Consider the following 26,683-nt stretch of genomic DNA (forward strand, 5'->3'; position numbering starts at 1 on the left):
AAACGGGCGGGCGGGTGGGCGAAAGCCCCGGCGCGCAGCGCCGGGGCCTCGGGATCACCCGTCTGCTTACGCCTTACGGAGGCGGAACGTCAGTCCGAGCCCCTCGTCGGTGAACGGCTCGCCGTAGGAGCCATCCGCCTCGCCGGCCGCGAAGTCCGTCGCCAGGACCTCGTCCGCGATAAGGCCCGCGTGCTCGCCCAGCGCCGTCACGACATCCTCATCGGTGGAGACCCACCGCAGCGCGATCCGGTCGGCCACATCCAGCCCGCTGTTCTTGCGCGCCTCCTGGATCAGCCGGATCGCGTCGCGGGCCAGGCCCGCGCGTCGCAGCTCGGGCGTGATCTCCAGGTCGAGCGCGACGGTCGCACCCGAGTCGGAGGCCACGGACCAGCCCTCGCGCGGGGTCTCGGTGATGATGACCTCGTCCGGAGCGAGGGCGACGGTCTCACCGTCGACGACGACCGAGGCCGTCCCCTCGCGCAGGGCCAGCGACAGCGCCGCCGCGTCGGCCGCCGCGACCGCCTTCGCCACCGCCTGGACGCCCTTGCCGAAACGCTTGCCCAGCGCACGGAAGTTCGCCTTGGCCGTGGTGTCGACCAGCGAGCCGCCGACCTCCGAGAGGGAGGCGAGCGAGGAGACGTTCAGCTCCTCGGCGATCTGGGCGCGCAGCTCCTCGCCCAGCGTCTCGAAACCGGCCGCCGCGACCAGCGCGCGCGACAGCGGCTGGCGCGTCTTGACGCCGGACTCGGCGCGCGTGGCGCGGCCCAGCTCGACCAGGCGACGGACCAGCAGCATCTGCTGGGACAGCGCCGGGTCGATGAGGGAGGCGTCCGCGACCGGCCACGTGGAGAGGTGCACCGACTCCGGGGCCTGCGGGTCGACCGGGACGACCAGGTCCTGCCACACCCGCTCGGTGATGAACGGGGTGAGGGGGGCCATCAGCCGCGTGACGGTCTCGATGACCTCGTGGAGCGTGCGCAGCGCGGCCGCGTCGCCCTGCCAGAAGCGGCGGCGGGAGCGGCGGACGTACCAGTTGGAGAGGTCGTCGACGAAGGACGACAGGAGCTTGCCGGCGCGCTGGGTGTCGTAGGCCTCCAGGGCCTGGGTGACCTGGTCGACGAGCGTGTTGAGCTCACCGAGCAGCCAACGGTCGATCAGCGGGCGGTCGGCCGCCGCCGGGTCGGCCGCGCTGGGCGCCCAGCCGGACGTCCGGGCGTACAGGGCCTGGAAGGCGACGGTGTTCCAGTAGGTGAGGAGCGTCTTGCGCACCACCTCCTGGATCGTGCCGTGGCCCACGCGACGCGCGGCCCACGGGGAGCCGCCGGCCGCCATGAACCAGCGGACGGCGTCGGCGCCGTGCTGGTCCATCAGCGGGATGGGCTGGAGGATGTTGCCCAGGTGCTTGGACATCTTCCGGCCGTCCTCGGCGAGGATGTGGCCCAGGCAGACCACGTTCTCGTACGACGACTTGTCGAAGACGAGCGTGCCGACCGCCATCAGCGTGTAGAACCAGCCACGCGTCTGGTCGATGGCCTCGGAGATGAACTGCGCCGGGTAGCGCTGCTCGAAGAGCTCCTTGTTCTTGTAGGGGTAGCCCCACTGGGCGAACGGCATGGAGCCCGAGTCGTACCAGGCGTCGATGACCTCCGGCACCCGGACGGCGGTGTGCGAGCATCCCTCGGCCGTACAGCCGAAGGTCACGTCGTCGATGTACGGACGGTGCGGGTCGAGGCCGCTCTGGTCGGTGCCGGTCAGCTCGGAGAGCTCGGCGAGCGAGCCGACGCAGGTGAGGTGGTCGTCCTCGCAGCGCCAGATGGGCAGCGGGGTGCCCCAGTAGCGGTTGCGGGACAGGGCCCAGTCGATGTTGTTGTTCAGCCAGTCGCCGAAGCGGCCGTGCTTGACCGAGTCGGGGAACCAGTTGGTCTTCTCGTTCTCCTGGAGCAGCCGGTCCTTGACGGCGGTGGTGCGGATGTACCAGGACGGCTGCGCGTAGTAGAGGAGCGCGGTGTGGCAGCGCCAGCAGTGGGGGTAGCTGTGCTCGTAGGCGACGTGCTTGAAGAGCAGGCCGCGCTCGGCGAGGTCGGCGACGAGCTTCTCGTCGGCCTTCTTGAAGAACTCGCCGCCGACGAGGCCGAGGCCCTCCTCGAAGGTGCCGTCGGGACGGACCGGGTTGACGACCGGGAGGCCGTAGGCGCGGCAGGTCCTGAGGTCGTCCTCACCGAAGGCCGGGGCCTGGTGGACCAGACCGGTGCCGTCCTCGGTGGTGACGTACTCGGCGTTGACGACGAAGTGGGCGGCCTCGGGGAACTCGACCAGGTCGAACGGGCGACGGTAGGCCCAGCGCTCCATCTCACGGCCGGTGAAGGACTGGCCGGTGGCCGTCCAGCCCTCGCCGAGGGCCTTCTCCAGGAGAGGCTCGGCGACGACCAGCTTCTCGGTGCCGTCGGTGGCCACGACGTAGGTGACGTCGGGGTGGGCGGCGGCCGCCGTGTTGGAGACCAGCGTCCACGGGGTGGTCGTCCACACCAGCAGCGCGGCCTCGCCGGCGAGCGGGCCGGAGGTCAGCGGGAAGCGGACGAAGACGGAGGGGTCGACGACCGTCTCGTAGCCCTGCGCGAGCTCGTGGTCGGACAGGCCGGTGCCGCAGCGGGGGCACCAGGGGGCGACGCGGTGGTCCTGGACCAGCAGGCCCTTGTTGAAGATCTCCTTCAGCGACCACCAGACGGACTGGACGTAGTCCGGGTCCATGGTGCGGTAGGCGTCGTCCAGGTCGACCCAGTAGCCCATGCGGGTGGTGAGGTCGGCGAAGGCGTCGGTGTGGCGGGTCACGGACTCGCGGCACTTGGCGTTGAACTCGGCGATGCCGTACGCCTCGATGTCCTGCTTGCCGGAGAAGCCGAGCTCCTTCTCGACGGCGAGCTCGACCGGCAGGCCGTGGCAGTCCCAGCCGGCCTTGCGGGCCACGTGGTAGCCCTGCATCGTGCGGAAGCGGGGGAAGACGTCCTTGAAGACGCGGGCTTCGATGTGGTGGGCGCCGGGCATGCCGTTGGCGGTGGGCGGGCCCTCGTAGAACACCCACTCGGGGCGGCCCTCGGACTGCTCGAGGGTACGGGCGAAGGTCTTGTGCTCGCGCCAGAAGTCGAGCACCGCGTGCTCGAGGGCGGGCAGATCGACCTGTGCGGGTACCTGGCGGTACTGCGTCATCGGCTTCCTCCGGCGGAACGTCGTCGCACTGTCCGTCGGAGGGACGAGACGCGCTGCGCGCTCCCGCGGTACCACCCTCCTTGGCCGCAGACGATCCCCGTCTCCGGCCCCCTCATTAGGGTCGCGACGCCGGTTCTACTGGCCCCCGTCGGTCCGGGGGCGTTCTTCCGGCGGCTCCGGGCTGATCTTCACCCCGCGCACACCCCCGGGCTCGCACCGTCCCCGGATCGCTGATGGCTGCGTGCGGCGCTACTGGTCCCTTCCACGCCTTTCGCTGCGCCCAGTGTACGGGGCGGACGGCGCGGCGGCCGACCGAATAAGGGGCCGGAGGCGGGGCACGGAGGGGGAGACCGGCGAGCCCCGTTGCCGAGGGGGTCCGGACGATTTATCGTTCCCGCACGATTTGCGCCCAAGATCATAAAATGTGAAGGGATCGCGGCCATGGCGGAGAAGTCGACGGCGGCGAAGTCGGCTGCGCCTGCGCTCGCGGGGGAGACGGCGCCTGCCGCGAAGCGGGCCGCGAGGCGGCCCGCCGGGCCGGCGGCGACGTCGGCCGCGTCGTCCGGACGGAAGGCGAACGCCGTGGCGGCGGCGGGGAAGGCCGCCAAGGCGGCGAAGGCCGCGCCTGCGAAGAAGACGGCGAAGTCGGCGAAGACGGCGAAGGCCGCGCCGGCCGAGCCCACAGCTAGGGCGTCGTCCGCGCCCAGCAAGAAGGCGACCTCGGCCAGGAAGGCCACCCCGCCCAAGAGGGCCGCTGCCGGGAAGGCGAAGACGACCGCTGCCAAAGGCGCTCCCGGCGGTGAGGCCGCTCCGGCCAAGAAGGCAGCGTCCTCAGCGAAGGGGCGTGCCTCCGCGGTGAAGGCGGCCGCTGCCAAGAGCGGTGCCCCGGCCCGTGAGGGCACTCCCGCAGACGGGACCGCCCCGGGCGGTGAGGCGGCCCCGGCGAAGGGACGCGCTTCCGCCGCGAAGGCGGCCCCGGCCAAGAAGGCGGCCCCCGCCAAGAAGGCCGCGAAGGCCACGAAGGCCGCCCCCGCCAAGAAGCGCACGCCCGGCGCGGAAGCCGCGTCGGGAGCCGAGGCGTCTTCCGGCAGTGGGGTCGTCCCGGCCAAGAAGGCCCCGGCGAAGGGGCGCGCCTCCGTCGAGGAGGGCGCCCCTGCCGCCAAGGCGCGCACCCCCCGTACGAAAGCCGCGCCTGGGGCCCAGGCGCCTTCCGGCGGCACGGCGGCCGCCCCCGCCAAGCGGGGCGCTCCGTCCCGTGCGGCCGCCAAGGGGGGCGCCCCGGCCAAAAAGTCGGGACGCGCGGGAGAAAGCGTCGCGGCGGGGAAGACTGCCACGGTGGCCACGGCCGCGGCGGCCCGGAAGGGCGGAGCCGCCGGGGCCACCGCACCAGCGAAGAAAGGCGGCCGGGCCCGGCAGGGCGCGGCCGCCGCCGATGAGCTCGCACCGGCGGCGACGGCGGTGTCCGCTGAGGAGACGGGAGCCAGGACGGTGGCTGCGAAGAAGACCATGGGGCAGGCCGCGAAGAAGGTGCCGGGAGCCCGCGCGGGCGCGGGCGCGGGCACGGGCACCGCCGCACCCGGCGAGCTCGCCGTGCGGCCGGGGGAGGAGCCCTGGTCGCCCGCGGAGGTGGCCGAGGCCCGTACCGAGCTGATGGGCGAGGTGATGCGGCTGCGCGCGGAGATCGAGGCCGCCCGGGCCGCGATCAGCGGCCTGATGCGCGACTCGGGCGACGGCGCCGGCGACGACCAGGCGGACACCGGGACCAAGAACATCACCCGGGAGCACGAACTGGCCCTCGCGGCCAACGCCCGGGAGATGCTGACGCAGACCGAGCGGGCGCTGGAGCGCCTGGACGCCGGTACCTACGGCCTCTGCGACAACTGCGGCAAAGCGATCGGCAAGGCCCGTATGCAGGCATTTCCCCGGGCCACGCTGTGCGTGGAGTGCAAGCAGCGGCAGGAACGTCGCTGACCGCCTCCGCACCACGTGCCGTACCCTCGTCCTCAGCCAGCAGGGACGACATCCAGGGACTCACGTGACTGAGGCGGAACAGGCCGGACGGCCCACCGAGCCCACCGGGGCGACGGCGACGGCCGGTGAAGGGAGCGCGCCCAAGGGCCCGCGGCGCATCGGGACGCTGCTGGCCGTGGCCGCCTTCGCGTACCTCCTCGACCTGGGCAGCAAGCTCCTCGTGGTCGCCCAGCTGGAGCACCACGACCCCATCCAGGTGTTCGGCAGCTGGCTCCAGTTCGAGGTGATCCGCAACCGGGGCGCGGCCTTCGGCATCGGCGAGGCGATGACGATCGTCTTCACGGTCATCGCCGCCGCCGTGATCGTGGCGATCGCCCGGATCGCCCGCAAGCTCCACAGCATGCCGTGGGCGATCGCGCTCGGCCTGCTGCTGGGCGGCGCCTTCGGCAACCTCACCGACCGGCTGTTCCGCTCGCCCGGCGGCTTCCAGGGCGGCGTGGTGGACTTCATCGCGCCCGCCCACTTCGCGGTCTTCAACCTCGCCGACTCCGCGATCGTCTGCGGCGGCTTCCTGATCGTGATCCTCTCCTTCCGGGGCCTGGACCCGGACGGCACCGTCCACGAGGACTGAGCCGAGGCCCGGGGCGGGGTCGCCGCGTCCGTCCGTCATACTCGACGGGTGAGCACCATTCCCGAGATCCGCGCCCTCCCCGTTCCCGACGGCCTTGAGGGCGAGCGCGTCGACGCCGCGATCGCCCGCATGTTCGGTTTCTCCCGCACCAAGGCCGCCGAGCTGGCTGCCGCGGGCAAGGTCCAGCTCGACGGGGCCGCGGCCGGGAAATCCGACCGGGTGACCGGCGGCGCCTGGCTCGAGGTCGAGATGCCCGCGCCGACCGCGCCGGTGCAGATCGTCGCCGAGCCCGTCGAGGGCATGGAGATCATCCATGACGACGACGACATCGTCGTGATCGTCAAGCCGGTGGGCGTGGCCGCGCACCCCAGCCCCGGCTGGACGGGCCCCACCGTGATCGGCGGCCTCGCCGCGGCGGGCTACCGCATCTCCACGTCGGGCGCCGCCGAGCGCCAGGGCATCGTCCACCGCCTGGACGTCGGCACCTCGGGCCTGATGGTCGTCGCCAAGTCCGAGCGCGCCTACTCCCACCTCAAGCACCAGTTCCGCGAGCGGATCACCGACAAGCGCTACCACGCGCTGGTCCAGGGCCACCCGGACCCGATGAGCGGCACCATCGACGCCCCCATCGGCCGGCACCCCAACCACGACTACAAGTGGGCCGTCATCGCCGACGGCAAGGCGTCCGTGACCCACTACGACCTCATCGAGGCGTTCCGGGCCGCCAGCCTCCTCGACATCAAGCTGGAGACGGGCCGCACCCACCAGATCCGCGTCCACATGTCCGCCCACCGGCACCCCTGCGTCGGCGACATGACCTACGGCGCCGACCCCACCCTCGCCAAGCGGCTGAAGCTCACCCGCCAGTGGCTGCACGCCGTGCGCCTCGGCTTCGAGCACCCCTCGGACGGCCGCTGGGTCGAGTTCGAGAGCGAGTACCCGGAGGATCTGCGGTACGCCCTGGACAGGGTGCGCGCCGAGAGCGCGTAGCCACCCGGTCCGGAGAACGACCTGGAGGGCGGGCGGGAGAACGACCCGGAAGGCGAGCGGGAGAACGGCCCGGAGGGCGGGCCGGAGGCGGGTGAGGCAGGCTGGGGGAACGGCCCCGGCAGTCACACCCGCACCGACCCGCCCGGAGGGAATCCGTGGACCAGCTCGCCCTGCTGTTCGTCCTGCTGCTGGGAGCGCTGGTCACCGTGCCGCTGGGCGACCGGCTCGGGCTGCCGTCGCCGGTGCTGATGACGCTCGGCGGGATCGTTCTGGCGCTGCTGCCGTTCGTGCCGAACATCGACATCGCGCCGGAGTTCATCCTCCCGCTGGTCCTGCCGCCCCTGCTCTACGCCTCCGCCCAGCGCACCTCCTGGCGGCAGTTCGCCGCCAACCGGCGGCCGATCTTCCTGCTCGCCGTCGCGCTGGTCTTCGTCACCACCGCCGCCGTCGCGGCCGTCGCCAACGCGATCGTGCCGGGGATCTCGCTGGCCGCCGCCGTGGCGCTGGGCGCGCTCGTCGCCCCGCCCGACCCGGTGGCCGCCACCGCCGTCGCGGGCTCCCTGGGGCTGCCCCGCCGCCTCGTCTCCATCCTGGAGGGGGAGGGGCTCTTCAACGACGTCACCGCCATCGTGCTCTACCACGTGGCCGTCGCGGCAGCCGTCAGCGGCAGCTTCTCGCTGCCGAGGGCGGCCGGCGAGCTGGTGTTCTCCGCCGTGGTGGCCGTGGGCGTCGGCCTGGCCCTCGGCTGGATCGCCAAGCGGCTGATGGACGTCCTCGGCGACCCCACGCTCCAGATCGGGCTCACCCTGCTGGTGCCGTTCGTCTCCTACGTCCTCGCCGAGGAGTTCAAGGGCTCCGGGGTGCTCGCGGTGCTGACCACCGCGCTGTTCCTCGCCGAGTTCGCGAGCGACGCCGACGACGTCCTGGGGCGGCTGGCCGGGCACACCTTCTGGGAGATCGTCGACACCCTCGTCACCGGCGTCGCCTTCGGCCTCGTCGGCCTCGAACTGCACAACGCCCTCAGCACCGCGTCCGGCCGCTGGGGCGAGATGCTCGGCATCGGCGGCGTCGTCATCGCCGTCGTGGTGGGCGTCCGCCTGGCATGGCTGCTGCCCGCCGCCTGGCTGGCCAAGCGGCTCCACAAGGGCCGCGACATCGACGAGGAGATCCTCACCAGCTGGCGGGAGACCATCATCATGTGGTGGTCCGGGATGCGGGGCGTGGCCTCCGTGGCGCTCGCCCTGGCCATCCCGCTGACCACGGACGACAAGTCGCCCTTCCCCGCCCGCGGCGAGATCCTCTTCATCGCCTTCGCCGTCATCATCTCCACCCTCGTCGTCCAGGGCCTGACGCTGCCCCGGCTCGTCAGGCTGCTCGGCGTGCGCGCCGACTCCGACTGGACCCGGGAACTGGAGCGCCAGCTGGCCATCCGCGCCGCCAAGGCCGCCAAGCACCGGCTGCTGGAGATCGAAGAACAGGAGGAGCTCCCCGAGGACCTGGTCGAGATGCTCCACCGGCGCGCCTACGACATCGGCGCCCGCATCAGCCCGGAGATGGTCGACGAGGAACGGCGCGAGGCCCACGTCCAGCGCGTCCAGCGGCTGCGCACCATCCAGACCATCCACGCCGAGCTGCTCTCGGCCGCCCGGCACGCGGTCCTCGACGCGCGCAGCGAGCCGTGGATGGACCCGGAGGTGGTCGACCGGGTGCTGCGGCAGCTCGACATGCGCAGCCTGCGCGGGGCGTGAGCCGGCCGGCCCTTCGCGTCGTCCGCCGGTCCTTCACGTCGTCCGCCGGTCCTTCACGTCGTCCCCGGCCCCGGCCCGATGTCCCCCGAGGTGGGCGGGGCCTGCCGGCGGTCCGGCGCCTCCTCCAGCCCGGGTGCCTGAGCGGTGTTGATCCGCGGCAGCGCGTACGGGTGCTCCCGGCGCAGCCAGGCGACCAGGGCCTCGCGGACCACGCAGCGCAGCGTCCAGATGTCGTCGGGATCCTTGGCCGTGACCAGCGCGCGCACCTGGATGGTGGAGGGCGTGGTGTCGGTGACGACCAGGCTCCAGCCGCGCCCGTCCCACTCCGGGCACTCCTTGAGCACCTCGTGGAGCCGCTCGCGGATCAGGTCGATGGGGGCCGTGTGGTCCAGATGGAGGAAGACGGTGCCGGTCATCCGGGGATTGCTCCGCGACCAGTTCTCGAACGGCCTGCTGGTGAAGTACGACACCGGCATGGTGATGCGCCGCTCGTCCCAGGTCGTCACCACCAGATAGGTGAGGGTGATCTCCTCGACGGTGCCCCACTGGCCCTCGACCACGACCGTGTCGCCGATGCGCACCATGTCGCCGAAGGCGATCTGGAGCCCGGCGAAGATATTGCCCAGCGTCGACTGGGCGGCTATGCCCGCGACGATGCCGATCACGCCGGCCGAGGCCAGCAGGGACGTCCCCGCCGCCCGCATCGCGGGGAACGTCAGCAGCATCGACGCCACCGCCACGACGGAGACGGCCGCCGTGACGACCCGCTGGATCAGCGTCACCTGCGTCCGCACCCGGCGCACCCGGTAGGGGTCCTGCGCGCCGGCCGCGTAGCGCGCGTAGCCGGACTCCACGACGGCGGCCGCCACCCGCACCGCCAGCCAGGCGCACGCCGCGATCAGCACCAGCGTCAGCACCTGCCCGACCGCGTCCCGGGACCCCTTCGGCAGCTCCGCCGAGGGATAGCCCGCGCGCAGCAGCGCGGTGCACAGCACCAGCCGCAACGGCATCCTGCACCGCTCCAGCAGTCCCCACAACGGCGTCTCGGGATGCAGCGCCCCCGCGCGGCGCACCGCCTGGTCGGCCGCCCACCCCGCGATGAAGGTGATCAGGACGGCCCCGCCGAGAACCGCGAGGGGACGCAGTATGTGCTCCATGGGCAGCACCTCCGCTCCTTCGAACGTAACTGGCTGGCACGATGGGGGCACGTGTTTCATGCCGTAAGGAAGTGACCTCCAGTGACGTCCCCTACCACGATTGTTCTATTCCATTCCGCATACGGCCTGCGGCCGGCCGTCCACGCCGCCGCCGACCGCCTGCGGGCCGCCGGGCACGAGGTGCACGTGCCCGACCTGTACGAGGGACGCACGGCGGAGACCGTCGAGGACGGCATGGCCATCAAGGACGAGATCGGCCGCGAGGAACTCCTGCGGCGCGCGGTGACGGCGGTGGCATCGCTGTCGGACCGCGGCCTGGTCTACGCGGGCTTCTCCCTCGGCGGCTCCATCGCCCAGAACCTGGCCCTGGCCGACGAGAAGGCCCGCGGCCTGCTCCTCCTCCACGGCACGTCGGACCTCCCGGAGAACGCCTCCGTGGACGACCTGCCGGTCCAGCTCCACGTCGCGGACCCGGACCCGTTCGAGCCGCACGACTGGCTGAACGCGTGGTACCTGCGCATGGGCCGCGCCGGCGCGGACGTGGAGATCCACCGCTACACCGGCGCCGGCCACCTCTTCACGGACCCGGACCTGGACGACTACGACGCGGAGGCGGCGGAGCGGACGTGGGCGGTCGCCCTGGCGTTCCTGGAGGACGTGGCGGCGTAACCGCCCGTGAACGGCCCCCGCGCGGGCGGGGGCCGTTCACGGCACGGCTCAGACGAGGCCGATCCCGGCCTGGGCCTTGATGGTGTCCACGGCGTCGCTGGTGAGCCACCGCAGCGGGACGACGGTCCAGCGGGCACCCTTGCGCATGATCACGGCCTTGCCGTCCTTGGTGCGCCCGACGTGGACGAAGCCGTGGTCGCGCCGCAGGTCTTTCGCCAGGTTCTCGCCGTGGACCATCGCGCTACTTCCCTTCGCGCTCCTCGTCGTCGGCCATGCTGCTGTAGACGTTACCGTTCTGGGAGACGTGCGTATCGGGGTCGGTGACCTGGTCCCGGTTCTCGTTCGGGTCCCAGTCGTCGTCCTTCTTGCCCATGCGTGTTTCCTTTCTGGTTGTCAGCGTTGTGTCAGCGTGGAGCCTCGTGTCCGCACGGCTCCGAGTGGTGCTTCCTGCTGTGTTCCGCGAGGGCGGAATCGCCTTCCGCTTCTGCTGAGGACCTCAGCATTCGCCCGCCCTTGATCTCCGACCAGCGGCCCCGTGTAGGCCAGTTGTCGGCCAGACTGGGGCTGTGGGAGGGAACATCGGGGCCAACATCCGGCGTCTACGCGAACAGCGCGGGTGGAGTCAGGCGCGCTTGGCCCGTGAGACGTGCCGTGCCGCAGGGATCGCCGGGGACCCGATCGGGCGTCAGGAGACCAGCCGGTACGAGACGGGCAAGCGCACACCGCGTGAGTGGCTGCCGTTCCTCGCGGCTGCCCTGAAGGCAACGGTGGAGGCGATCACCGGGCCCCCACCGGCTCTCGAACTGCCCGCACCGCCCCTGGCCGACTACCTGCCCGCCGGAGATCCACTGGCGCCCTTGACCGCTCGCGGCGGGCGCCGCGCTGCTTTCCCAGATCGGCGAGTTGGCCCAGATCGCCGGATGGATCGCCAGTGACGCCGGACAGTACGCCGAAGCGGAGACGGTCTACCGCCTCGGTATCAGCGCCGCCCGGCAGGCAGGCGACTTGACTCTGACCGGGAACCTCGCCGGTTCACTCGCCTACCAGCTCAGCAATACCGGGCGGGAGGCCGAAGGACTGGGCCTGGCACGCGCCGCCCTGGAAGAGGCAGGGCCCGACGCTCCGCCCAAGGCACGGGCCCTGCACCTGGACCGCGTCGCATGGGCGGAGACCAGGATGGGGCACGCCCAGGCGGCCATGAGGGCCCTCGGTCGAGCCGGCGAGGCACTGGCCCAGGACACTGCCGGAGCCGAATCACCCGGTTACCTCTACTGGGTGGACACTGGTGAGCTCCTGGTCATGGAGGCCCGTGCATACACGGAACTGCGTCGCCCTCTCCGGGCCGTCCCGCTGCTCCGTGACGTGCTCGGCCGGTACGACGCGACGCATACGCGGGAACTGGCTCTCTATCTGTCGTGGCTGGCCGTCGCCTTGGTCGATGCGAACGAGCCCGAGGAAGCGGCGGTCGTCGCGGAACGCGTGATCTCCCTGTCCGCCGGCATCGCCAGTGACCGGACGACGCGGAGGGTGCGGGTCGTGCTGGACCGTCTTGCCGAGTTCCGGGACGTGCCGGAGGTCAGGACCGTGCTCGATGGCGTGGCCTGACCGGGGCGCCGCTGCCGGGCCCTCTCCGGCCCAGGGGCGGCGCCCCGAAAAACCTCACCGCACCGGCGCGTCCACCCGCTCCACCCGCTGCGACCCCGAGCGCGTGGCGTACGAGCGCGCCCACGAGACCGTCGCCTTCGCGTCGCGCTTGTCCGACAGGACGTAGTAGTCCATCTGCGCGCGGTCGGCCGTGACGTCGAGGACGCCGTAGCCGTGGCCGTCCATGTCGAGCCACTTCACGTGGCGGTTGGACGTCTTGATGGCGGCCGCCGCCGGTACGGAGACCGTGTGGGGGGCGACGTGGAGCAGGTCGTCGAGGTTGTCGGAGGACACCGACGTCACGACGAACTCCGTGGCGACGGACGACGACAGCGGGTAGGTCGCGGCCCGCTTGGGGACGTCGTTGGCCCAGGCCATGTGGATGTCGCCGGTGAGGAAGACCGTGTTGCGGATGGAGCGTCGCTCCAGGTGGTCGATGAGCTCGCGGCGGTCCTCGGTGTAGCCGTCCCACTGGTCGGTGTTGACGGCGATGCCGCCCGCCGGGAGGCCCAGGAGTTTGGCGATGGGCTCCAGGAGGTGGGCGGGGAGGGCGCCGAAGGCGACCGGGGAGATCATGACGGGGTTGCCGACGAGGCGCCACGTGGTGTCGGAGCTCGCCAGGCCCTCCTTGAGCCAGTCGAGCTGGGCGCGGCCGGTGATGGTGCGGCCGGGTTCGTCGACCTTGCCGCTGCCCGGCTTGACCTGCTGGGAGCGGAAGGATCTCAGGTCCAGCAGGTGGAGGTCGGCGAGCTTGCCGAAGCGCAGCCGGCGGTAGGTGGTGCCCTCGACGGAGGGGCGTACGGGCATCCACTCGAAGTAGGCCTGCTTGGCTGCCGCGACGCGGTCGGTCCAGGCGCCCTCGGCGCCCGGGGTGTGGTTCTCGGCGCCGCCGGACCAGGCGTCGTTGGCGAACTCGTGGTCGTCCCAGATGGCCACCATCGGGTGGGCGTGGTGGACGGCCTGGAGGTCGGGGTCGGTCTTGTACTGGCCGTGGCGGGTGCGGTAGTCGGCCAGGGTGATGATCTCGTGGGTGGGGGCGTGGGGGCGGACCACGTACTTGGGCGTGGGGTATTCGCCGGTGCCGTACTCGTAGATGTAGTCGCCGAGGTGGAAGACCGCGTCCAGGTCCTTGCGGCCGGCGAGGTGGCGGTACGTGGAGAAGTGGCCGGACTCCCAGTTGGAGCAGGACACCACGCCGAAGCGCAGCCCGGCCGTGGCCGCGTCGTGGGCGGGGGCGGTGCGGGTGCGGGCGGTGGGGGAGACGGCGTCCCCGGCGGTGAACCGGTAGAAGTAGCCGGTGGCCGGGCGCAGTCCGCGGACGTCCGCCTTGACGGTGTGGTCGTGGTCGGCGGTCGCGGTGACGGTGCCCCGGGCGACGACCCGGGTGAAGCCCGCGTCCTCGGCGACCTGCCAGGCGACGTCCACGGCCGGGCCGCGCCCGGAGCCCGGCACGGCGTCCGGGACGGGCGTGACGCGGGTCCAGAGCAGGATGCCGTCGGGCAGCGGGTCGCCGGAGGCGACGCCGTGGAGGAAGGCCGGGCGGGGCGGTCCCGGCGGGTCCGAGTCGGCGAGGGCGGCCGGGGCCGCGGCCAGCGGGAGCAGGGCGGCGGTCGTGGTGGCGGCGACGGCCGTGACGGCTGTGCGGCGGGATATGTGGTGGGATGTCACGGGCCGTCACTTTACTGCCCGGTAGAACCGGCGGTAAGTCCTGTGGCAAGGGCTTCGGCGGACGATCACCGAGTGTTCGTCCGCCCGTCGCCTACCGCCGGTAGCTCGACGTCACTTCACGAGCGCCCCGTCGACCAGCGACGTGAACGTCTTCGGGTCCTGCGGCGCCTGGCCGCGCTGGTCGCCCAGCACCTTGCCGTTGAGCTTCAGCCCCGGCGTGCCCTGGATGGGCTTGTTCGGGCCGACCTGCTTGTCGAAGGCGGCGGACATCTCCAGCGCCCACTTGTCGAAGGTGCCGTCCTTGACGCTCTTCTCGAAGGCGGCGTTGCCCTTGAGCGCGGGCACCTCCTGGGCGACGGAGATCAGCTTGCCGTCGTCGGAGAAGGCGTCGTCCCGCTCGTCGGGGTGGTTCTTGGCCGAGTAGAGCGCCTTCTTGTACTCCAGGAACGCCTCCGGGCTCACATTGAGCGCCGCGCCCAGCGCGCTCAGCGCGTTCTTCGAGCCCGAACCCTTGATCATCGGGTTGCGGTCGAGGAAGGTGCCCACCTCGAACTGGGCCTTGTACTTGCCGTCCTTGATGTCCTTCTGGATGGTCTCGCCGACGGCCTGCTCGAAGCCGGAGCAGACCGGGCAGCGCATGTCCTCGAAGACCTCCAGGGTGTTCTTCGCGTCCTGCTTGCCGATGACGACCACCGTGCCCTTGTCGCCGGTGGTGTTGGCGGGCTGCCTGAACCCCCGGTCCTTGGCGGCGGTCTCCCAGTCCTCGCTGCTGACCTTGGTGTTCTTGCCGCCGTCGGTGGCCTTGGAGACGGCCACGCCGATGCCGCCCGCCGCCGCGAGGACGGCGACGATCGCGCCGCCGATGAGGAGCTGACGACGGGTCTTGTCGCGCTTGGCCTGCTTCTCGCGCTCGGCGCGCAGGCGTTCGCGGGCGGTGGCCTTGTTCTGCGGGGTGTTGCTCATGACTCAGCTCCGTGGTGGAAGAAGGTACGGGTGCGGGACCGGTGCTCAGGCGGATGCCATGAGCGGCGGCGGTCCCCGCCGTACGACGGAGTGGACGAGCTGGGGGAGCGTCCGGGCGGCCAGGGTGTCGCGGACGGGCCGGACGGGCGCCGCACCGACGGGGCCGTACGACCGGAGCGCGGTGGCCGGCAGGAGGGGGTGGAAGGCGAGCGCGGCCAGCGCGCGCAGCAGCCGGGCCACGGCCACCTCGCCGCGCCGCAGCCAGGCGGCCGCGATCAGCCCGACCGTGACGTGCGCGGCGAGCAGTAGCCAGGGCGTCGCGGAATCCGCGGCGGCCGGTCCGCCGGCCAGCGGTGAGCCGAACTCGCCGCCCTGGCAGACCAGGTCGACGCCCATCGAGTGGAGGGGGCCCGCGACCGGGCCGCCGGCCTGGCCGTAACAGGCGTGCTGGCCGGTGGTGAAGACGGTGTCGGCGGCCAGTTCCAGCGGGACCAGCAGGGCGGCTATCGGCCAGAAGCCGCGCTCGCGGCCGGCCAGCGCGTAGGCGACGGCGAAGAAGACGGCCGCCAGTACGGTGACCGTGGACAGCGGCAACGGGGTGTGCGAGAGCAGCACGTGGGCGGCCGCGGACAGCGTGAGGCAGAGCGCGGTGAACAGTCCGGCGCGCATCGCCCTGAGCCGAACGCCCGTCCCCTCCATGAGGGCGAGTGTGCCACGGCCGCCACCGGCCTGTCTGGTCAAGATTCGGCATCGGTGAGGGGCGGGCCGGGCCCGCCCCTCGGGGCGTTACTTCAGCTGCGCGGCGACCAGCTCGTTGAACTTGTCGGCCGTGTTCGGGGCGCCCTCGCCGTAGGCGGTCTTCACGCTCAGCTTCTTGCCGTCGAGCTTGATCGTGGGGGTGCCGGTGACGTCCTTGTGGCTGTCGAAGGAGTCGGACATCTCCAGGGCCCACTTGTCGTAGGTGCCCTCCTTGACGTCCTTCTCGAAGGCCGCGTTGCCCTTGAGCGCGGGGACCTGCTGGGCGACCTTCAGCAGGACGTCGTCCTTGGCGAAGTCGTCCTTGGTCTCCTCGGGGTGGTTGGCCTTGGAGTAGAGGGCCTTGTTGTAGGCGCTGAAGGCCTCGGTGCCGACGTTCAGCGCGGCGCCGAGGGCGCTGAGCGCGTTCTTCGAGCCGTCGCCGCGGATCTGCGGGTTGCGGTCGAGGAAGGTGCCGATGTGGTACGACACCTTGTACTTGCCGTCCTTGACGTCCTTGTCGATGGTGTCGCCGACGTTCTGCTCGAAGACGGAGCAGATCGGGCAGCGCATGTCCTGGAAGACCTCCAGGGTGTGCTTGGCGTCCTTGTTGCCCACGACGATCTCGGTGCCCTTGTCGCCGCCGGTGTTGGCGGGCTTGACGAGGGTCTTCTTCGCGGCGGCGGTCCAGGCGGAGTCGCTCTTCTTGCCCATCTGCGTCACCGCGACGCCGACGCCGGCGGCTATCGCCAGGACGCCGACGATCGCGCCGCCGACGAGGAGCTGGCGGCGCGTCTTGTCGCGCTTGGCCTGCTTCTCGCGCTCGGCGCGCAGCCGCTCGCGGGCGGACTGCTTGTTCTCCCAGTTGTTGCGCTTGCTCATGGTGGTCTTCTCCGTGGTGCGTGTCGTGGCTGTCGGTCGCGTGCCGCCCGGCCCGCGCGGGCCCGTCCCCATGGACGGCCCGGCGGTCAGCAGGGCGAGGGCAGTGCGACCGGCGGGCCGCGTCGTACGACGGAGTGCACCAGGAGGGGGGAGGCGTGCCGGGCCGGGGTCTCGTGGCCGGGCCGCACGGACAGCGCGGGCCCGGAGCCGACGCGCGCGTCCAGCACCGCGGCGGCGAGCCGCAGCGGGCGGAAGGCGACGGCCGCCGTGGCGCGCAGCAGCCCGGCGAGCGCGGCCTCGCCGCGCCGCAGCCAGGCGGCGGCCAGCAGGCCCACGGCGACGTGGCCGGCGAGCAGCAGCCAGGGGGCGGTGCCGGGGGCGGCCCAGCGGGCCAGCGGCCCGCCCATGCCGCCGCTGCACAGCCAGGTCAGCGCCCCGGCGGGGGCCGGGTGGCCGGGGCGGCCGTAGCAGGTGTCCTGCCCGGCGGTGAAGAGCGCCGCGGCGCCCAGCTCCAGCAGGACGAGGAGCGCGGCGATGCGCCCGTAGCCGCGCTCGCGGCCCGCGAGGGCGTAGGCGAGCGCGAAGACGGCGGCGCCGGCCCCGGCGACGGTCGCGAGCGGCAGCGGCTTCCCGGACAGCAGCACGTGCGAGGCCGCGGACAGCAGTACGCACAGCGCCGCGAAGAGCGCCGCGCGCAGTGCCCGCCACCGTGCCGCTGATATGTCCATGAGGGCCGAGTCTGTCATGCCGCGCGATAAACCTCGGCTAAAGCCCCGGAATGCGGCCGTTGCGGAACAGATCGACGAAGATCTGGTGGTCCGCGCGGGCCCGGGCGCCATAGGTGTGGGCGAAGTCCACGAGGAGCTCCGCGAAGCCCTCCTCGTCGGCGGCGATCACGGCGTCGATGGCGCGCTCGGTGGAGAACGGCACCAGCGAGTGGCCGCTCTGGTCGTCGGCGGCCGCGTGCATGGCGGCGGTGGCCCGGCCCAGGTCGGCGACGACGGCGGCGATCTCCACCGGGTCGTCGATGTCCGACCAGTCCAGGTCCACGGCGTACGGCGAGACCTCGGCGACGAGCTGGCCGTGGCTGCGACCGTCCTCCTGGAGCTCGGTCCAGCCCAGCCACGGGTCGGCGTGCGCCTGGAGCGCCCGCTGCGAGATCACCGTGCGGTGGCCCTCGTGCTGGAAGTACTGGCGCACCGCGGGGTCGGTGATGTGCCGGGAGACCGCCGGGGTCTGCGCCTGCTTCATGTAGATGACGACGTCGTTCTCCAGGGCGTCGCTGTTGCCCTCCAGGAGGATGTTGTACGAGGGCAGGCCGGCGCTGCCGATGCCGATGCCCCGGCGGCCCACGACGTCCTTGACGCGGTAGGAGTCCGGGCGGGCCAGGCTGGTGTCGGGGAGGGTCTCCAGGTAGCCGTCGAAGGCCGCGAGGATCTTGTAGCGGGTGGCGGCGTCCAGCTCGACGGTGCCGCCGCCGGGCAGGAAGCGCCGGTCGAAGTCCCGGATCTCCGTCATCGTGGCCAGCAGCCCGAAGCGGGTAAGTGAGCGGGCCTCGCGCAGGGCGCCGAGGAGCGGGCCGTCGGCGGTGTCCAGGGTGAAGGGTGGGATCTCGTCGTCCTTGGCGCCGGTGGCCAGGGCGTGGATCCGCTCGCGGTAGGCGGCGGCGTAGATCCGCACCAGCTCGGAGATCTTCTCGTCGCTGAGCGCCTTGGCGTGGCCCAGCAGCGCCACGGAGGCGGCGAAGCGCTTGAGGTCCCAGGTGAAGGGGCCGACGTACGCCTCGTCGAAGTCGTTGACGTTGAAGACGAGGCGGCCGTTGGCGTCCATGTACGTGCCGAAGTTCTCGGCGTGGAGGTCGCCGTGGATCCACACGCGGCCGGTGCGCTCGTCCAGGTAGGGACCGGCGTCGCGCTCGTGCGCGAGGTCGGAGTAGAAGAGGCAGGCGGTGCCCCGGTAGAAGGCGAACGCGGAGGCGGCCATCTTCCGGAACTTCACGCGGAAGGCCGCGGGGTCGGCCGCCAGCAGCTCACCGAAGGCGGTGTCGAAGACGGCGAGGATCTCCTCGCCGCGCCGTGCGGCCCGCTCGTGCTCGGTCGCCATCGCGGGGTCCTCCTGGGGTGGGGCATGGAACGAACGTCAGTGCTGTGGTGCTCAACGCGTGAGGGTACCGGCGCGTGCCCCCGGCTGTCGGTGGGGGCCGGTAACCTTCGAAGTTGTCCCCGCCGACCCGCTGCCCCGCCCCCGGAGGTCGTCCACCGTGGCCAAGACGCCGTTCACGCACCTGCACGTCCACACCCAGTACTCGCTGCTGGACGGTGCCGCGCGGCTCAAGGACATGTTCAATGCCTGCAATGAGATGGGCATGACACACATCGCCATGTCCGATCACGGCAACCTCCACGGCGCCTACGACTTCTTCCACTCCGCCCAGAAGGCCGGGATCACCCCGATCATCGGCATCGAGGCGTACGTGGCCCCCGAGTCCCGGCGCAACAAGCGCAGGATCCAGTGGGGCCAGCCGCATCAGAAGCGGGACGACGTCTCCGGCTCCGGTGGTTACACCCACAAGACGATCTGGGCGGCCAACGCCACCGGTCTGCACAACCTCTTCCGGCTGTCCTCCGACGCCTACGCCGAGGGCTGGCTGACCAAGTGGCCCCGGATGGACAAGGAGACCATCAGCCAGTGGTCCGAGGGGCTGATCGCCTCCACCGGCTGCCCCTCCGGCGAGCTGCAGACCAGGCTGCGCCTCGGGCAGTTCGACGAGGCCCTGAAGTCCGCCTCCGAGTACCAGGACATCTTCGGCAAGGACCGGTACTTCCTGGAGCTGATGGACCACGGCATCGAGATCGAGCGCCGGGTCCGCGACGGACTGCTGGAGATCGGCAAGAAGCTCGGCATCCCGCCCCTGGTCACCAACGACTCGCACTACACCTACGCGCACGAGGCGACCGCCCACGACGCCCTGCTGTGCATCCAGACCGGCAAGAACCTCTCCGACCCCGACCGCTTCCGCTTCGACGGCTCGGGCTACTACCTGAAGTCCACGGAGGAGATGTACGCCATCGACTCCTCGGACGCCTGGCAGGAGGGGTGTGCCAACACCCAGCTGATCGCGGACCAGATCGACACCGAGGGCATGTTCCAGTTCCGGAACCTGATGCCCAAGTTCGACATCCCCGAGGGCTACACCGAGGTCACCTGGTTCCGCGAGGAGACCATGCGGGGCATGCACCGCCGCTTCCCCGGCGGCATCCCCGAGGACCGCATGAAGCAGGTCGAGTACGAGATGGACACGATCATCTCGATGGGCTTCCCGGGCTACTTCCTCGTGGTCGCCGACTTCATCATGTGGGCCAAGAAGCAGGGCATCGCGGTCGGCCCCGGCCGTGGCTCCGCGGCCGGCTCGATCGTCGCCTACGCCCTCGGCATCACCGACCTCGACCCCATCCCGCACGGCCTGATCTTCGAGCGGTTCCTGAACCCCGAGCGCATCTCGATGCCCGATGTCGACATCGACTTCGACGAGCGCCGGCGCGCCGAGGTGATCCGGTACGTCACCGAGAAGTACGGCTCGGACAAGGTCGCCATGATCGGCACCTACGGCACCATCAAGGCCAAGAACGCCATCAAGGACTCCGCGCGCGTCCTGGGCTACCCCTACGCCATGGGCGACCGCATCACCAAGGCGATGCCCGCCGACGTCCTCGGCAAGGGCATCCCGCTCTCCGGCATCACCGACCCCAAGCACCCGCGCTACAGCGAGGCCGGCGAGGTCCGCGCGATGTACGAGAACGAGCCGGACGTCAAGAAGGTCATCGACACCGCCATGGGCGTCGAGGGCCTGGTCCGGCAGATGGGTGTGCACGCGGCCGGCGTGATCATGTCCAGCGAGACGATCACCGACCACGTCCCCGTCTGGGTCCGGCACTCCGACGGCGTGACCATCACCCAGTGGGACTACCCGAGCTGTGAGTCGCTCGGCCTGCTGAAGATGGACTTCCTCGGCCTGCGCAACCTCACGATCATGGACGACGCCGTCAAGATGGTGAAGGCCAACAAGGGGATCGACATCGACCTCCTGGCCCTCCCGCTCGACGACCCCACGACCTTCGAGCTCCTCCAGCGCGGCGACACCCTCGGCGTCTTCCAGTTCGACGGCGGGCCCATGCGGTCCCTGCTGCGGCTGATGAAGCCCGACAACTTCGAAGACATCTCCGCCGTGTCTGCCCTGTACCGGCCGGGCCCGATGGGCATGAACTCGCACACGAACTACGCGCTGCGCAAGAACGGCCAGCAGGAGATCACTCCGATCCACCCGGAGCTGGAGAAGCCCCTGGAAGAGGTCCTGGCCGTCACCTACGGCCTGATCGTCTACCAGGAGCAGGTGCAGAAGGCCGCCCAGATCATCGCCGGGTACTCGCTCGGCGAGGCCGACATCCTCCGCCGCGTCATGGGCAAGAAGAAGCCCGAGGAACTGGCGAAGAACTTCACGATCTTCCAGGCCGGCGCCCGGAAGAACGGCTACACCGACGAGGCCATCCAGGCCCTGTGGGACGTGCTGGTCCCCTTCGCCGGCTACGCCTTCAACAAGGCCCACTCCGCCGCGTACGGCCTGGTCTCGTACTGGACGGCCTACCTCAAGGCCAACCACCCCGCCGAGTACATGGCCGCCCTGCTGACCTCGGTCAAGGACGACAAGGACAAGTCCGCGACCTACCTCAACGAGTGCCGCCGCATGGGCATCAAGGTGCTCCCGCCGAACGTCAACGAGTCGGAGTCCAACTTCGCCGCCCAGGGCGACGACGTGATCCTCTTCGGCCTCACCGCCGTGCGCAACGTCGGCGCCAACGTCGTCGACTCGATCATCCGCTGCCGCAAGGCCAAGGGGAAGTACACCTCCTTCCCCGACTTCCTCGACAAGGTCGAGGCCGTCGTCTGCAACAAGCGCACCGTCGAATCGCTGATCAAGGCCGGCGCCTTCGACGAGATGGGGCACACCCGCAAGGGCCTCACCGCGCACTACGAGCCGATGATCGACAACGTGGTCGCGGTCAAGCGCAAGGAGGCCGAGGGGCAGTTCGACCTCTTCGGCGGCATGGGCGAGGAGGACAGCGGCGAGCCGGGCTTCGGGCTCGACGTGGAGTTCTCCGACGTCGAGTGGGAGAAGTCCTACCTGCTCGCGCAGGAGCGCGAGATGCTCGGCCTCTACGTCTCCGACCACCCGCTCTTCGGCATCGAGCACGTCCTCAACGACAAGGCCGACGCCTCGATCTCCCAGCTCACCGGCGGTGAGCACGCCGACGGCGCCATCGTCACCATCGGCGGCATCATCTCCGGCCTCCAGCGCAAGATGACCAAGCAGGGCAACGCCTGGGCCATCGCCACCGTCGAGGACCTGGCCGGCTCCATCGACTGCATGTTCTTCCCCGCCACCTACCAGCTGGTCTCCACCCAGCTCGTCGAGGACGCCGTCGTCTTCGTCAAGGGCCGCCTCGACAAGCGCGAGGACATCCCCCGGCTGGTGGCCATGGAGCTGATGGTCCCCGACCTCTCCAACGCCGGCACCAACGCCCCGGTGATCATCTCCATCCCCACGGTCAAGGTCACCCCGCCGCTGGTGGAGCGGCTGGGCCAGGTGCTCAGCCACCACCGGGGCTCCACCGAGGTGCGGATCAAGCTCCAGGGCGCCCGCAAGACGACCGTCCTGCGGCTCGACCGCCACCGGGTGACACCCGATCCGGCACTCTTCGGCGACCTGAAGCAGCTGCTCGGCCCGTCCTGCCTGGCCGGCTGAGCCATCGCGCGCGAATGAGGGGCGCGCCCGCTTCGGCGGGCGCGCCCCTCAAGCGCGTCCAAGCGCCGGTTCAGTTGTGACCGAACCGCTTCTGCTTGTTCTTGCGGGCCAGATCGCCCGGGGTGACCTGCGTCGACCGCTGCCCGCTCTGGGCCTCCATCGACGACTTCTGGGCCTGCTCCTGACTGCGCTCCGCCGCACTGGACTTCTGCTGGCTCCGGTCCTGCTTCTTGTTCTTCGCCATGCTGCTGTGCCTCCGGATCGGGGTGACGACCCCCCACGGCTCACCCTTGCACGCCCCCACGAAGGACGCATTTCGGGTCATTACCTTCGGTGACAGGGTTACTTCTCCGCCGCCGCCCGTATCCGCCACGCCGAAGATCCAGTTCGGACTGATAACCCCCGCGCGGTCGGGCAGACTCCTGGCAAACCGAGGAGACCGGGGCACGGCCGTGCCGGGGGACGACCGCACTTCCGAACTCAGACATCTGAACTCACGGAAAGAGGGTGGAACGTGGACCGCTGCGTCGTCCTGGTGGACGCCGGCTATCTGCTGGGCGCCGCCGCGAGCCTGCTGGCGGGGGAGCCCGCCAGGTCGCGCATCACCGTCGACCACGCGACCCTCATCCAGGGGCTGCGCGAGCGCGCCGAAGCCGACACCCAGCGTCCGCTGCTGCGGATCTACTGGTTCGACGGCGCCCCCGACCGGGTCCCCCAGCCCGAGCACCGGCGGCTGCGCGTCATGTCCCGCGTCACGGTCCGGCTGGGCGCCCTGACCCGCAGCGACGGCCGCTGGGCCCAGAAGGGCGTGGACGCGGCCATGCACGCCGAGCTCACCGAGCTCGCCCGCAACCGCGCCTGCTCGGACATCGTGCTCGTCACCGGCGACGGCGACCTCCTGCCCGGCCTGATGTCCGCCAAGGAACACGGCGTCGCCGTCCACCTGTGGGCCGTGCAGGCAGCCGACGGCGACTACAACCAGTCCGAGGACCTCGTCGCCGAGGCCGACGAGCGCCGCGTCCTGGACCGCACCTGGATCACCCGCGCCGTACGGCCCAAGGAGCTCACCGGCCCCTGCGCCCCGCCGCCCGCGCCCCGGCCCGAGATCGCGGCGATCCTCTCCGCCCCCCTGCCCGAGACCGCCGCGGCGGCCGCCGCGGCCGCGGCCGCCTCCGGGCACGGCGGGGAGAGCCGCCCGGCCGCCGAGCGCAACGGCACCCGGCCCGCGACGACGGCCCCAGCGGGCGGCAACGACTCCCCCGCCACGCGCGGCGTGCCCACCCCGAAGGACCTCGCCGGACTGGGGCGCGGCCCGGCGGGCACCCCGGCGCAGCCGGCCGGCGCCGCCGTGCCGGGCCCCGGCCCGGGCGCCGGCCCGTCCCCGGCCAACGGGCAGTCGGGCGCCGGGGTGACGCCCAACGCGACCCTGCGCTGGTCCTCCGACAAGGGCTGGATCGACCGCGGCGGCGCCGGCAACGGCCTGGGCGAGTCCCCCGAGACGGCCTCCCTGCCCATGCTCGCCCAGCTCACCAGCGCCGAGCAGCGCTGGGCCGACCGCGAGGAGGACATCACCACCGTCGGCGGCGACCCCTTCGAGGTCGGCCAGGTCTTCGCCCGCCGCTGGGCCGAGCGCCTGACCGACTCCGTCCACCTCCAGCACCTGTCCACCGAGTACCCCCGCATCCCCCACCGCATCGACGGCGAGCTCCTGCGCTACGCCGCCCGCTTCGGGCTCCTCGCCCACAAGGACGACCAGATCGACGAGCACGACCGTTACGCGATCCGGGCGGGTTTCTGGCGCGAGATCGACGCCCGGACGGCGGCGGAACACGCGCAGGCGGGGGACTGACCCGGCGGCCGGCGGCGTTCGGCTCCCGCCGGCACCCCAAAGCGAGCCGCGGGCGCCGGGGCGCGTACCCTCATAGCTCGTGAGAACGGTCGGGAAACAGGCGGAGCGTGCCGCGGGCGCCACGGTGTGCACCGTGCGGGGGCTCGTCAAGACCTACCCGGCCGCGCGCGGCCGCCGCGGCCGCCCGGGCCCGGATCCGGTCCGGGCCACCGACGGCATCGACCTCGACATCCGGCGCGGTGAGATCTTCGGACTGCTCGGCCCCAACGGCGCCGGCAAGACCACGCTCGTCCGCCAGCTCACCGGACTGCTCCGCCCCGACGCCGGCAGCGTCGACCTCCTCGGCCACGACCTCGTCCGCCACCCCGAGCGCGCCGCGCGCCTCGTCGGCTACCTCGGCCAGGAGTCGACCGCGCTGGACGAGCTGACGGTGTCCCTGGCCGCCGAGACCACCGGCCGGCTGCGCGGCCTGGACCTGCGCACGGCCCGCGCCGAACGGGACGCCGTCCTCGACGAGCTGGGCCTCGCGCCCCTCGCCGACCGCCCGCTGAAGAAGCTCTCCGGCGGCCAGCGTCGCCTCGCCTGCTTCGCCGCCGCGCTGGTCGGCGACCGGCCCCTGCTCGTCCTGGACGAGCCGACCACCGGCATGGACCCCGTGGCCCGCCGGGCCGTGTGGGCCGCCGTGGACCGGCGCCGCGCCGAGCGCGGCACCACCGTGCTGCTCGTCACCCACAACGTCATCGAGGCGGAGACCGTGCTGGACCGGGTCGCGGTCCTGGAGCACGGGCGGATCATCGCCTGTGACACCCCGTCGGGGCTCAAGGAGCTCGTCGGCGACGAGGTGCGCGTCGATTTGGTCTGGCGCACCGAGCCGCCGTTGGACGTGCCCGAGGTCGCCGCGCTGCGCGACGCCGCCCTGGAGACCGGCCGCCGCTGGTCGCTGCGGCTCGGCCCGGCGGAGGCGCGCGCGGCCGTCGCCGCGGTGACCGGCGGTCCCGCCTTCGCCGCGCTGGACGACTTCACGCTCGCCACGCCGAGCCTGGAGGACGTCTACCTCGCCCTCGGCGGCGGCCGGGCGCAGGGGCTGGTGAAGGCGTGACGAGGTCCGTAGCGAACAGGAGCTGTGCCGCGTGAGTGCCGTATCCGCAGAGGCGGTGTCCGGGACGGTCCGGGACCGGGGTGGGGAGCGGCCCGGGGCCGGGGCCGAGGACGGCGCCGCCGCCCCCCTCGCGCCCGGGGCGCGGTTGCTGCCCGCGCTGGCGGCCGTCTACCGGGCGCAGCTCTCGCGCGCCCGCGTGGCGCGGATCCCGCTGCTGTTCGTGGCGACGTTCCAGTCCGTCGGCATCATGGTCATGATGCGCGGCGTCGTCGACGGCGGCGACGAGGCGCGGTCCGTCGTGGCCGGCTCCAGCGTCCTGGTCGTGGCGTTCGTCGCGCTCAACCTCCTCGCCCAGTACTTCGGCCAGTTGCGCGCCGGTGGCGGCCTCGACCACTACGCGACGCTGCCGGTGCCGCCCGCGGCGGTCGTGCTGGGGGCGGCCGGGGCGTACGCGTCCTTCACCGCGCCCGGCACCCTCGTCACGGCGGTGGTGGGCAGCGTGCTGTTCAAACTGCCGATGGCGCACCTGTGGGTGCTGGCGGCCGTGATCCCCGTCTCGGGCGCGGCCCTCGCCGGACTGGGCGCCGCCCTGGGGCTGCTCGCGCCGCGCCAGGAGCTCGCCACGCTGGGCGGCCAGCTGGGCATGTCGGCGGCGCTGCTGCTGGGCGTGCTGCCGGCCGCGCACATGCCGGCGCCGATCGCGTTCGCGCGGGATCTGCTGCCGTCGACCTACGGCGTGGAGGCGCTCGCGCGGTCCTTCGACGCCCGCCCGGACTGGCTGCTGGTGGTGGCCGACCTCGGGGTGTGCGCGGCCGTCGGCGTCGTGTCGCTGGCCGTGGCCACCTGGGCCTACCGCCGGGCGGCGGTGCGGTGACGCGCCGCACCGACCCTCCTGGCGCCGGGGCGCCCACGCCGACCTGGCACGATGGCGGGGTGACCGCACCGCTGACTCCGCAGGACGACTCCTCCTCCGACGGCCCGAGCCCCGAGCCCGCCCCCGACCGGCAGGACGACCAGGCCGACCAGGCGCGGGAGCGGGCCCGGGCGGAGGCGCGCGCCGAGCTGCGGCAGGGCGCGGTGATCCTCGCGGCGGTGACGCTGGCCGGTGTGCTGCTGGGCCTGCTGTGGGTGTGGCTGGCGCCCCGGGTGCCGCTGATCTCCGACGGCAAGGCCGTCTACCTGAAGAACACCGAGGGCGAGCAGGCCATCGGCGCGGACGGCTGGTTCGGCCTGCTGGGGCTGGGCTTCGGCGTGCTGAGCGCGGCCCTGGTGTTCCTCTTCCGCCGCGCCGGCGGCATCGCGATCGTCGTGGGCCTGGCCGTCGGCTCGCTGCTGGCCTCGCTGGTCGCCTGGCGGCTCGGCATCCGGCTCGGCCCGACCGGCGATGTGGCCGCGCACGCCCTGGCCGTGGGCAAGGGCGTCGTCTTCGACGCGCCGCTGCGGCTGGGGGCGAAGGGGATGCTGCTGGCGTGGCCGCTGGCCGCGATGGCCACGCACCTGGGCCTGACGGCCCTGTTCGGCCCGAGGGACCCGGAACCGCCGATGGTCCCGCACTGGCCGGAGCGGTAGCCCGGCCCCGCCCTTTCACCGTTTCGTCCTCAAACGCCGGACGGGCTGCTGTGCTTTGTCCTCAAACGCCGGACGGGCTGCATTCAGCCCGTCCGGCGTTCGGC

At 72.0% G+C, this 26,683-nt stretch carries 23 protein-coding genes; 12 read left to right on the plus strand and 11 right to left on the minus strand.

Annotation, left to right across the window (positions count from 1 at the left end):
• Window positions 1-66: 66 nt before the first annotated feature.
• On the minus strand, window positions 67-3,204 hold the full coding sequence (gene ileS, locus ACX9I7_RS08430) for an isoleucine--tRNA ligase (RefSeq protein WP_459386939.1): 3,138 nt from the start codon (window positions 3,202-3,204) through the stop codon (window positions 67-69).
• Between the two features lie 441 nt (window positions 3,205-3,645).
• Here ileS and ACX9I7_RS08435 point away from each other — a divergent pair, with 441 nt between their 5' ends.
• The 4 genes from ACX9I7_RS08435 (at window position 3,646) to ACX9I7_RS08450 (ending at window position 8,544) form a co-directional block, all read left to right on the plus strand.
• The gene (locus ACX9I7_RS08435) at window positions 3,646-5,175 is read left to right on the plus strand and encodes a TraR/DksA family transcriptional regulator (RefSeq protein WP_459386940.1); all 1,530 of its coding nucleotides are present in this window, start codon (window positions 3,646-3,648) and stop codon (window positions 5,173-5,175) included.
• A 64-nt stretch (window positions 5,176-5,239) separates the two neighbouring features.
• Window positions 5,240-5,806 carry a signal peptidase II gene (gene lspA, locus ACX9I7_RS08440; RefSeq protein WP_189455205.1) on the plus strand — a complete coding sequence of 189 codons (567 nt, stop codon included), beginning with the start codon at window positions 5,240-5,242 and terminating at the stop codon, window positions 5,804-5,806.
• Between the two features lie 48 nt (window positions 5,807-5,854).
• Window positions 5,855-6,796 carry an RluA family pseudouridine synthase gene (locus ACX9I7_RS08445; protein ID WP_387574248.1) on the plus strand — a complete coding sequence of 314 codons (942 nt, stop codon included), beginning with the start codon at window positions 5,855-5,857 and terminating at the stop codon, window positions 6,794-6,796.
• Between the two features lie 155 nt (window positions 6,797-6,951).
• On the plus strand, window positions 6,952-8,544 hold the full coding sequence (locus tag ACX9I7_RS08450) for a Na+/H+ antiporter (protein ID WP_459386941.1): 1,593 nt from the start codon (window positions 6,952-6,954) through the stop codon (window positions 8,542-8,544).
• Between the two features lie 53 nt (window positions 8,545-8,597).
• Here ACX9I7_RS08450 and ACX9I7_RS08455 read toward each other — a convergent pair whose 3' ends face one another.
• Complete coding sequence (locus ACX9I7_RS08455) at window positions 8,598-9,701, minus strand: mechanosensitive ion channel family protein (protein WP_459386942.1); 1,104 nt, start codon at window positions 9,699-9,701, stop codon at window positions 8,598-8,600.
• Window positions 9,702-9,782: 81 nt separating this feature from the next.
• Here ACX9I7_RS08455 and ACX9I7_RS08460 point away from each other — a divergent pair, with 81 nt between their 5' ends.
• A complete protein-coding gene (locus tag ACX9I7_RS08460; RefSeq protein WP_459386943.1) occupies window positions 9,783-10,370 on the plus strand; it encodes a dienelactone hydrolase family protein in 588 nt (195 codons plus the stop codon).
• Between the two features lie 48 nt (window positions 10,371-10,418).
• Here the strand turns inward: ACX9I7_RS08460 and ACX9I7_RS08465 are convergent, their stop codons facing one another.
• Both ACX9I7_RS08465 and ACX9I7_RS08470 read right to left on the minus strand, forming a co-directional pair.
• Window positions 10,419-10,607, minus strand: coding sequence for a hypothetical protein (locus ACX9I7_RS08465; RefSeq protein ID WP_459386944.1), 189 nt, complete (start codon window positions 10,605-10,607; stop codon window positions 10,419-10,421).
• A gap of 4 nt (window positions 10,608-10,611) precedes the next feature.
• Window positions 10,612-10,743 carry a hypothetical protein gene (locus ACX9I7_RS08470; protein ID WP_391903115.1) on the minus strand — a complete coding sequence of 44 codons (132 nt, stop codon included), beginning with the start codon at window positions 10,741-10,743 and terminating at the stop codon, window positions 10,612-10,614.
• A 193-nt stretch (window positions 10,744-10,936) separates the two neighbouring features.
• Here ACX9I7_RS08470 and ACX9I7_RS08475 point away from each other — a divergent pair, with 193 nt between their 5' ends.
• Both ACX9I7_RS08475 and ACX9I7_RS08480 read left to right on the plus strand, forming a co-directional pair.
• Window positions 10,937-11,305 (plus strand): helix-turn-helix transcriptional regulator, encoded by a 369-nt coding sequence (locus tag ACX9I7_RS08475; RefSeq protein WP_459386945.1) that lies wholly within the window; start codon window positions 10,937-10,939, stop codon window positions 11,303-11,305.
• A complete protein-coding gene (locus tag ACX9I7_RS08480) occupies window positions 11,274-11,975 on the plus strand; it encodes a hypothetical protein (RefSeq protein ID WP_459386946.1) in 702 nt (233 codons plus the stop codon). The genes ACX9I7_RS08475 and ACX9I7_RS08480 overlap by 32 nt, the downstream gene beginning before the upstream one ends.
• A 54-nt stretch (window positions 11,976-12,029) precedes the next feature.
• Here the strand turns inward: ACX9I7_RS08480 and ACX9I7_RS08485 are convergent, their stop codons facing one another.
• From ACX9I7_RS08485 to ACX9I7_RS08510, 6 genes are all read right to left on the minus strand, one after another.
• The gene (locus ACX9I7_RS08485) at window positions 12,030-13,682 is read right to left on the minus strand and encodes an alkaline phosphatase D family protein (RefSeq protein WP_387574238.1); all 1,653 of its coding nucleotides are present in this window, start codon (window positions 13,680-13,682) and stop codon (window positions 12,030-12,032) included.
• 111 nt (window positions 13,683-13,793) lie between these two features.
• Window positions 13,794-14,645 carry a thioredoxin domain-containing protein gene (locus ACX9I7_RS08490; protein WP_387574236.1) on the minus strand — a complete coding sequence of 284 codons (852 nt, stop codon included), beginning with the start codon at window positions 14,643-14,645 and terminating at the stop codon, window positions 13,794-13,796.
• 45 nt (window positions 14,646-14,690) lie between these two features.
• On the minus strand, window positions 14,691-15,314 hold the full coding sequence (locus ACX9I7_RS08495; RefSeq protein ID WP_459386947.1) for a hypothetical protein: 624 nt from the start codon (window positions 15,312-15,314) through the stop codon (window positions 14,691-14,693).
• Window positions 15,315-15,431: 117 nt separating this feature from the next.
• A complete protein-coding gene (locus ACX9I7_RS08500; RefSeq protein ID WP_387574232.1) occupies window positions 15,432-16,262 on the minus strand; it encodes a thioredoxin domain-containing protein in 831 nt (276 codons plus the stop codon).
• Window positions 16,263-16,348: 86 nt separating this feature from the next.
• Window positions 16,349-16,990, minus strand: coding sequence for a hypothetical protein (locus ACX9I7_RS08505; RefSeq protein ID WP_459386948.1), 642 nt, complete (start codon window positions 16,988-16,990; stop codon window positions 16,349-16,351).
• A 37-nt stretch (window positions 16,991-17,027) separates the two neighbouring features.
• A complete protein-coding gene (locus tag ACX9I7_RS08510) occupies window positions 17,028-18,365 on the minus strand; it encodes a DUF2252 domain-containing protein (RefSeq protein WP_387574228.1) in 1,338 nt (445 codons plus the stop codon).
• Between the two features lie 157 nt (window positions 18,366-18,522).
• Between ACX9I7_RS08510 and dnaE the strand changes: the two genes are divergently transcribed.
• The gene (gene dnaE, locus ACX9I7_RS08515) at window positions 18,523-22,062 is read left to right on the plus strand and encodes a DNA polymerase III subunit alpha (RefSeq protein ID WP_387574226.1); all 3,540 of its coding nucleotides are present in this window, start codon (window positions 18,523-18,525) and stop codon (window positions 22,060-22,062) included.
• 70 nt (window positions 22,063-22,132) lie between these two features.
• On the opposite strand, the gene ACX9I7_RS08520 is transcribed toward dnaE, so the two are convergent.
• A complete protein-coding gene (locus ACX9I7_RS08520; protein WP_358634480.1) occupies window positions 22,133-22,306 on the minus strand; it encodes a hypothetical protein in 174 nt (57 codons plus the stop codon).
• Between the two features lie 270 nt (window positions 22,307-22,576).
• Here ACX9I7_RS08520 and ACX9I7_RS08525 point away from each other — a divergent pair, with 270 nt between their 5' ends.
• From ACX9I7_RS08525 to ACX9I7_RS08540, 4 genes are all read left to right on the plus strand, one after another.
• Window positions 22,577-23,911: an NYN domain-containing protein gene (locus ACX9I7_RS08525; protein WP_459386949.1), complete on the plus strand. Its 1,335-nt coding sequence runs from the start codon at window positions 22,577-22,579 to the stop codon at window positions 23,909-23,911.
• Window positions 23,912-24,035: 124 nt separating this feature from the next.
• Window positions 24,036-25,010 carry an ABC transporter ATP-binding protein gene (locus ACX9I7_RS08530; protein WP_189455366.1) on the plus strand — a complete coding sequence of 325 codons (975 nt, stop codon included), beginning with the start codon at window positions 24,036-24,038 and terminating at the stop codon, window positions 25,008-25,010.
• A 31-nt stretch (window positions 25,011-25,041) separates the two neighbouring features.
• Window positions 25,042-25,884, plus strand: coding sequence for an ABC transporter permease (locus tag ACX9I7_RS08535; RefSeq protein ID WP_358634483.1), 843 nt, complete (start codon window positions 25,042-25,044; stop codon window positions 25,882-25,884).
• A 59-nt stretch (window positions 25,885-25,943) separates the two neighbouring features.
• Window positions 25,944-26,579, plus strand: a complete 636-nt coding sequence (locus ACX9I7_RS08540) for a hypothetical protein (protein ID WP_459386950.1) — start codon at window positions 25,944-25,946, stop codon at window positions 26,577-26,579.
• Window positions 26,580-26,683: the final 104 nt, after the last annotated feature.

Source organism: Streptomyces sp. L500 (assembly GCF_054551825.1).

Bases quoted from the DNA above. Each gene is read 5' to 3' on its own strand.
- ileS (WP_459386939.1), bottom strand. From the start codon at position 3,204: ATGACGCAGTACCGCCAGGTACCCGCACAGGTCGATCTGCCCGCCCTC.
- ACX9I7_RS08435 (WP_459386940.1), top strand. From the start codon at position 3,646: ATGGCGGAGAAGTCGACGGCGGCGAAGTCGGCTGCGCCTGCGCTCGCG.
- ACX9I7_RS08455 (WP_459386942.1), bottom strand. From the start codon at position 9,701: ATGGAGCACATACTGCGTCCCCTCGCGGTTCTCGGCGGGGCCGTCCTG.
- ACX9I7_RS08465 (WP_459386944.1), bottom strand. From the start codon at position 10,607: ATGGTCCACGGCGAGAACCTGGCGAAAGACCTGCGGCGCGACCACGGC.
- ACX9I7_RS08470 (WP_391903115.1), bottom strand. From the start codon at position 10,743: ATGGGCAAGAAGGACGACGACTGGGACCCGAACGAGAACCGGGACCAG.
- ACX9I7_RS08490 (WP_387574236.1), bottom strand. From the start codon at position 14,645: ATGAGCAACACCCCGCAGAACAAGGCCACCGCCCGCGAACGCCTGCGC.
- ACX9I7_RS08495 (WP_459386947.1), bottom strand. From the start codon at position 15,314: ATGCGCGCCGGACTGTTCACCGCGCTCTGCCTCACGCTGTCCGCGGCC.
- ACX9I7_RS08500 (WP_387574232.1), bottom strand. From the start codon at position 16,262: ATGAGCAAGCGCAACAACTGGGAGAACAAGCAGTCCGCCCGCGAGCGG.
- ACX9I7_RS08505 (WP_459386948.1), bottom strand. From the start codon at position 16,990: ATGGACATATCAGCGGCACGGTGGCGGGCACTGCGCGCGGCGCTCTTC.
- ACX9I7_RS08510 (WP_387574228.1), bottom strand. From the start codon at position 18,365: ATGGCGACCGAGCACGAGCGGGCCGCACGGCGCGGCGAGGAGATCCTC.
- ACX9I7_RS08520 (WP_358634480.1), bottom strand. From the start codon at position 22,306: ATGGCGAAGAACAAGAAGCAGGACCGGAGCCAGCAGAAGTCCAGTGCG.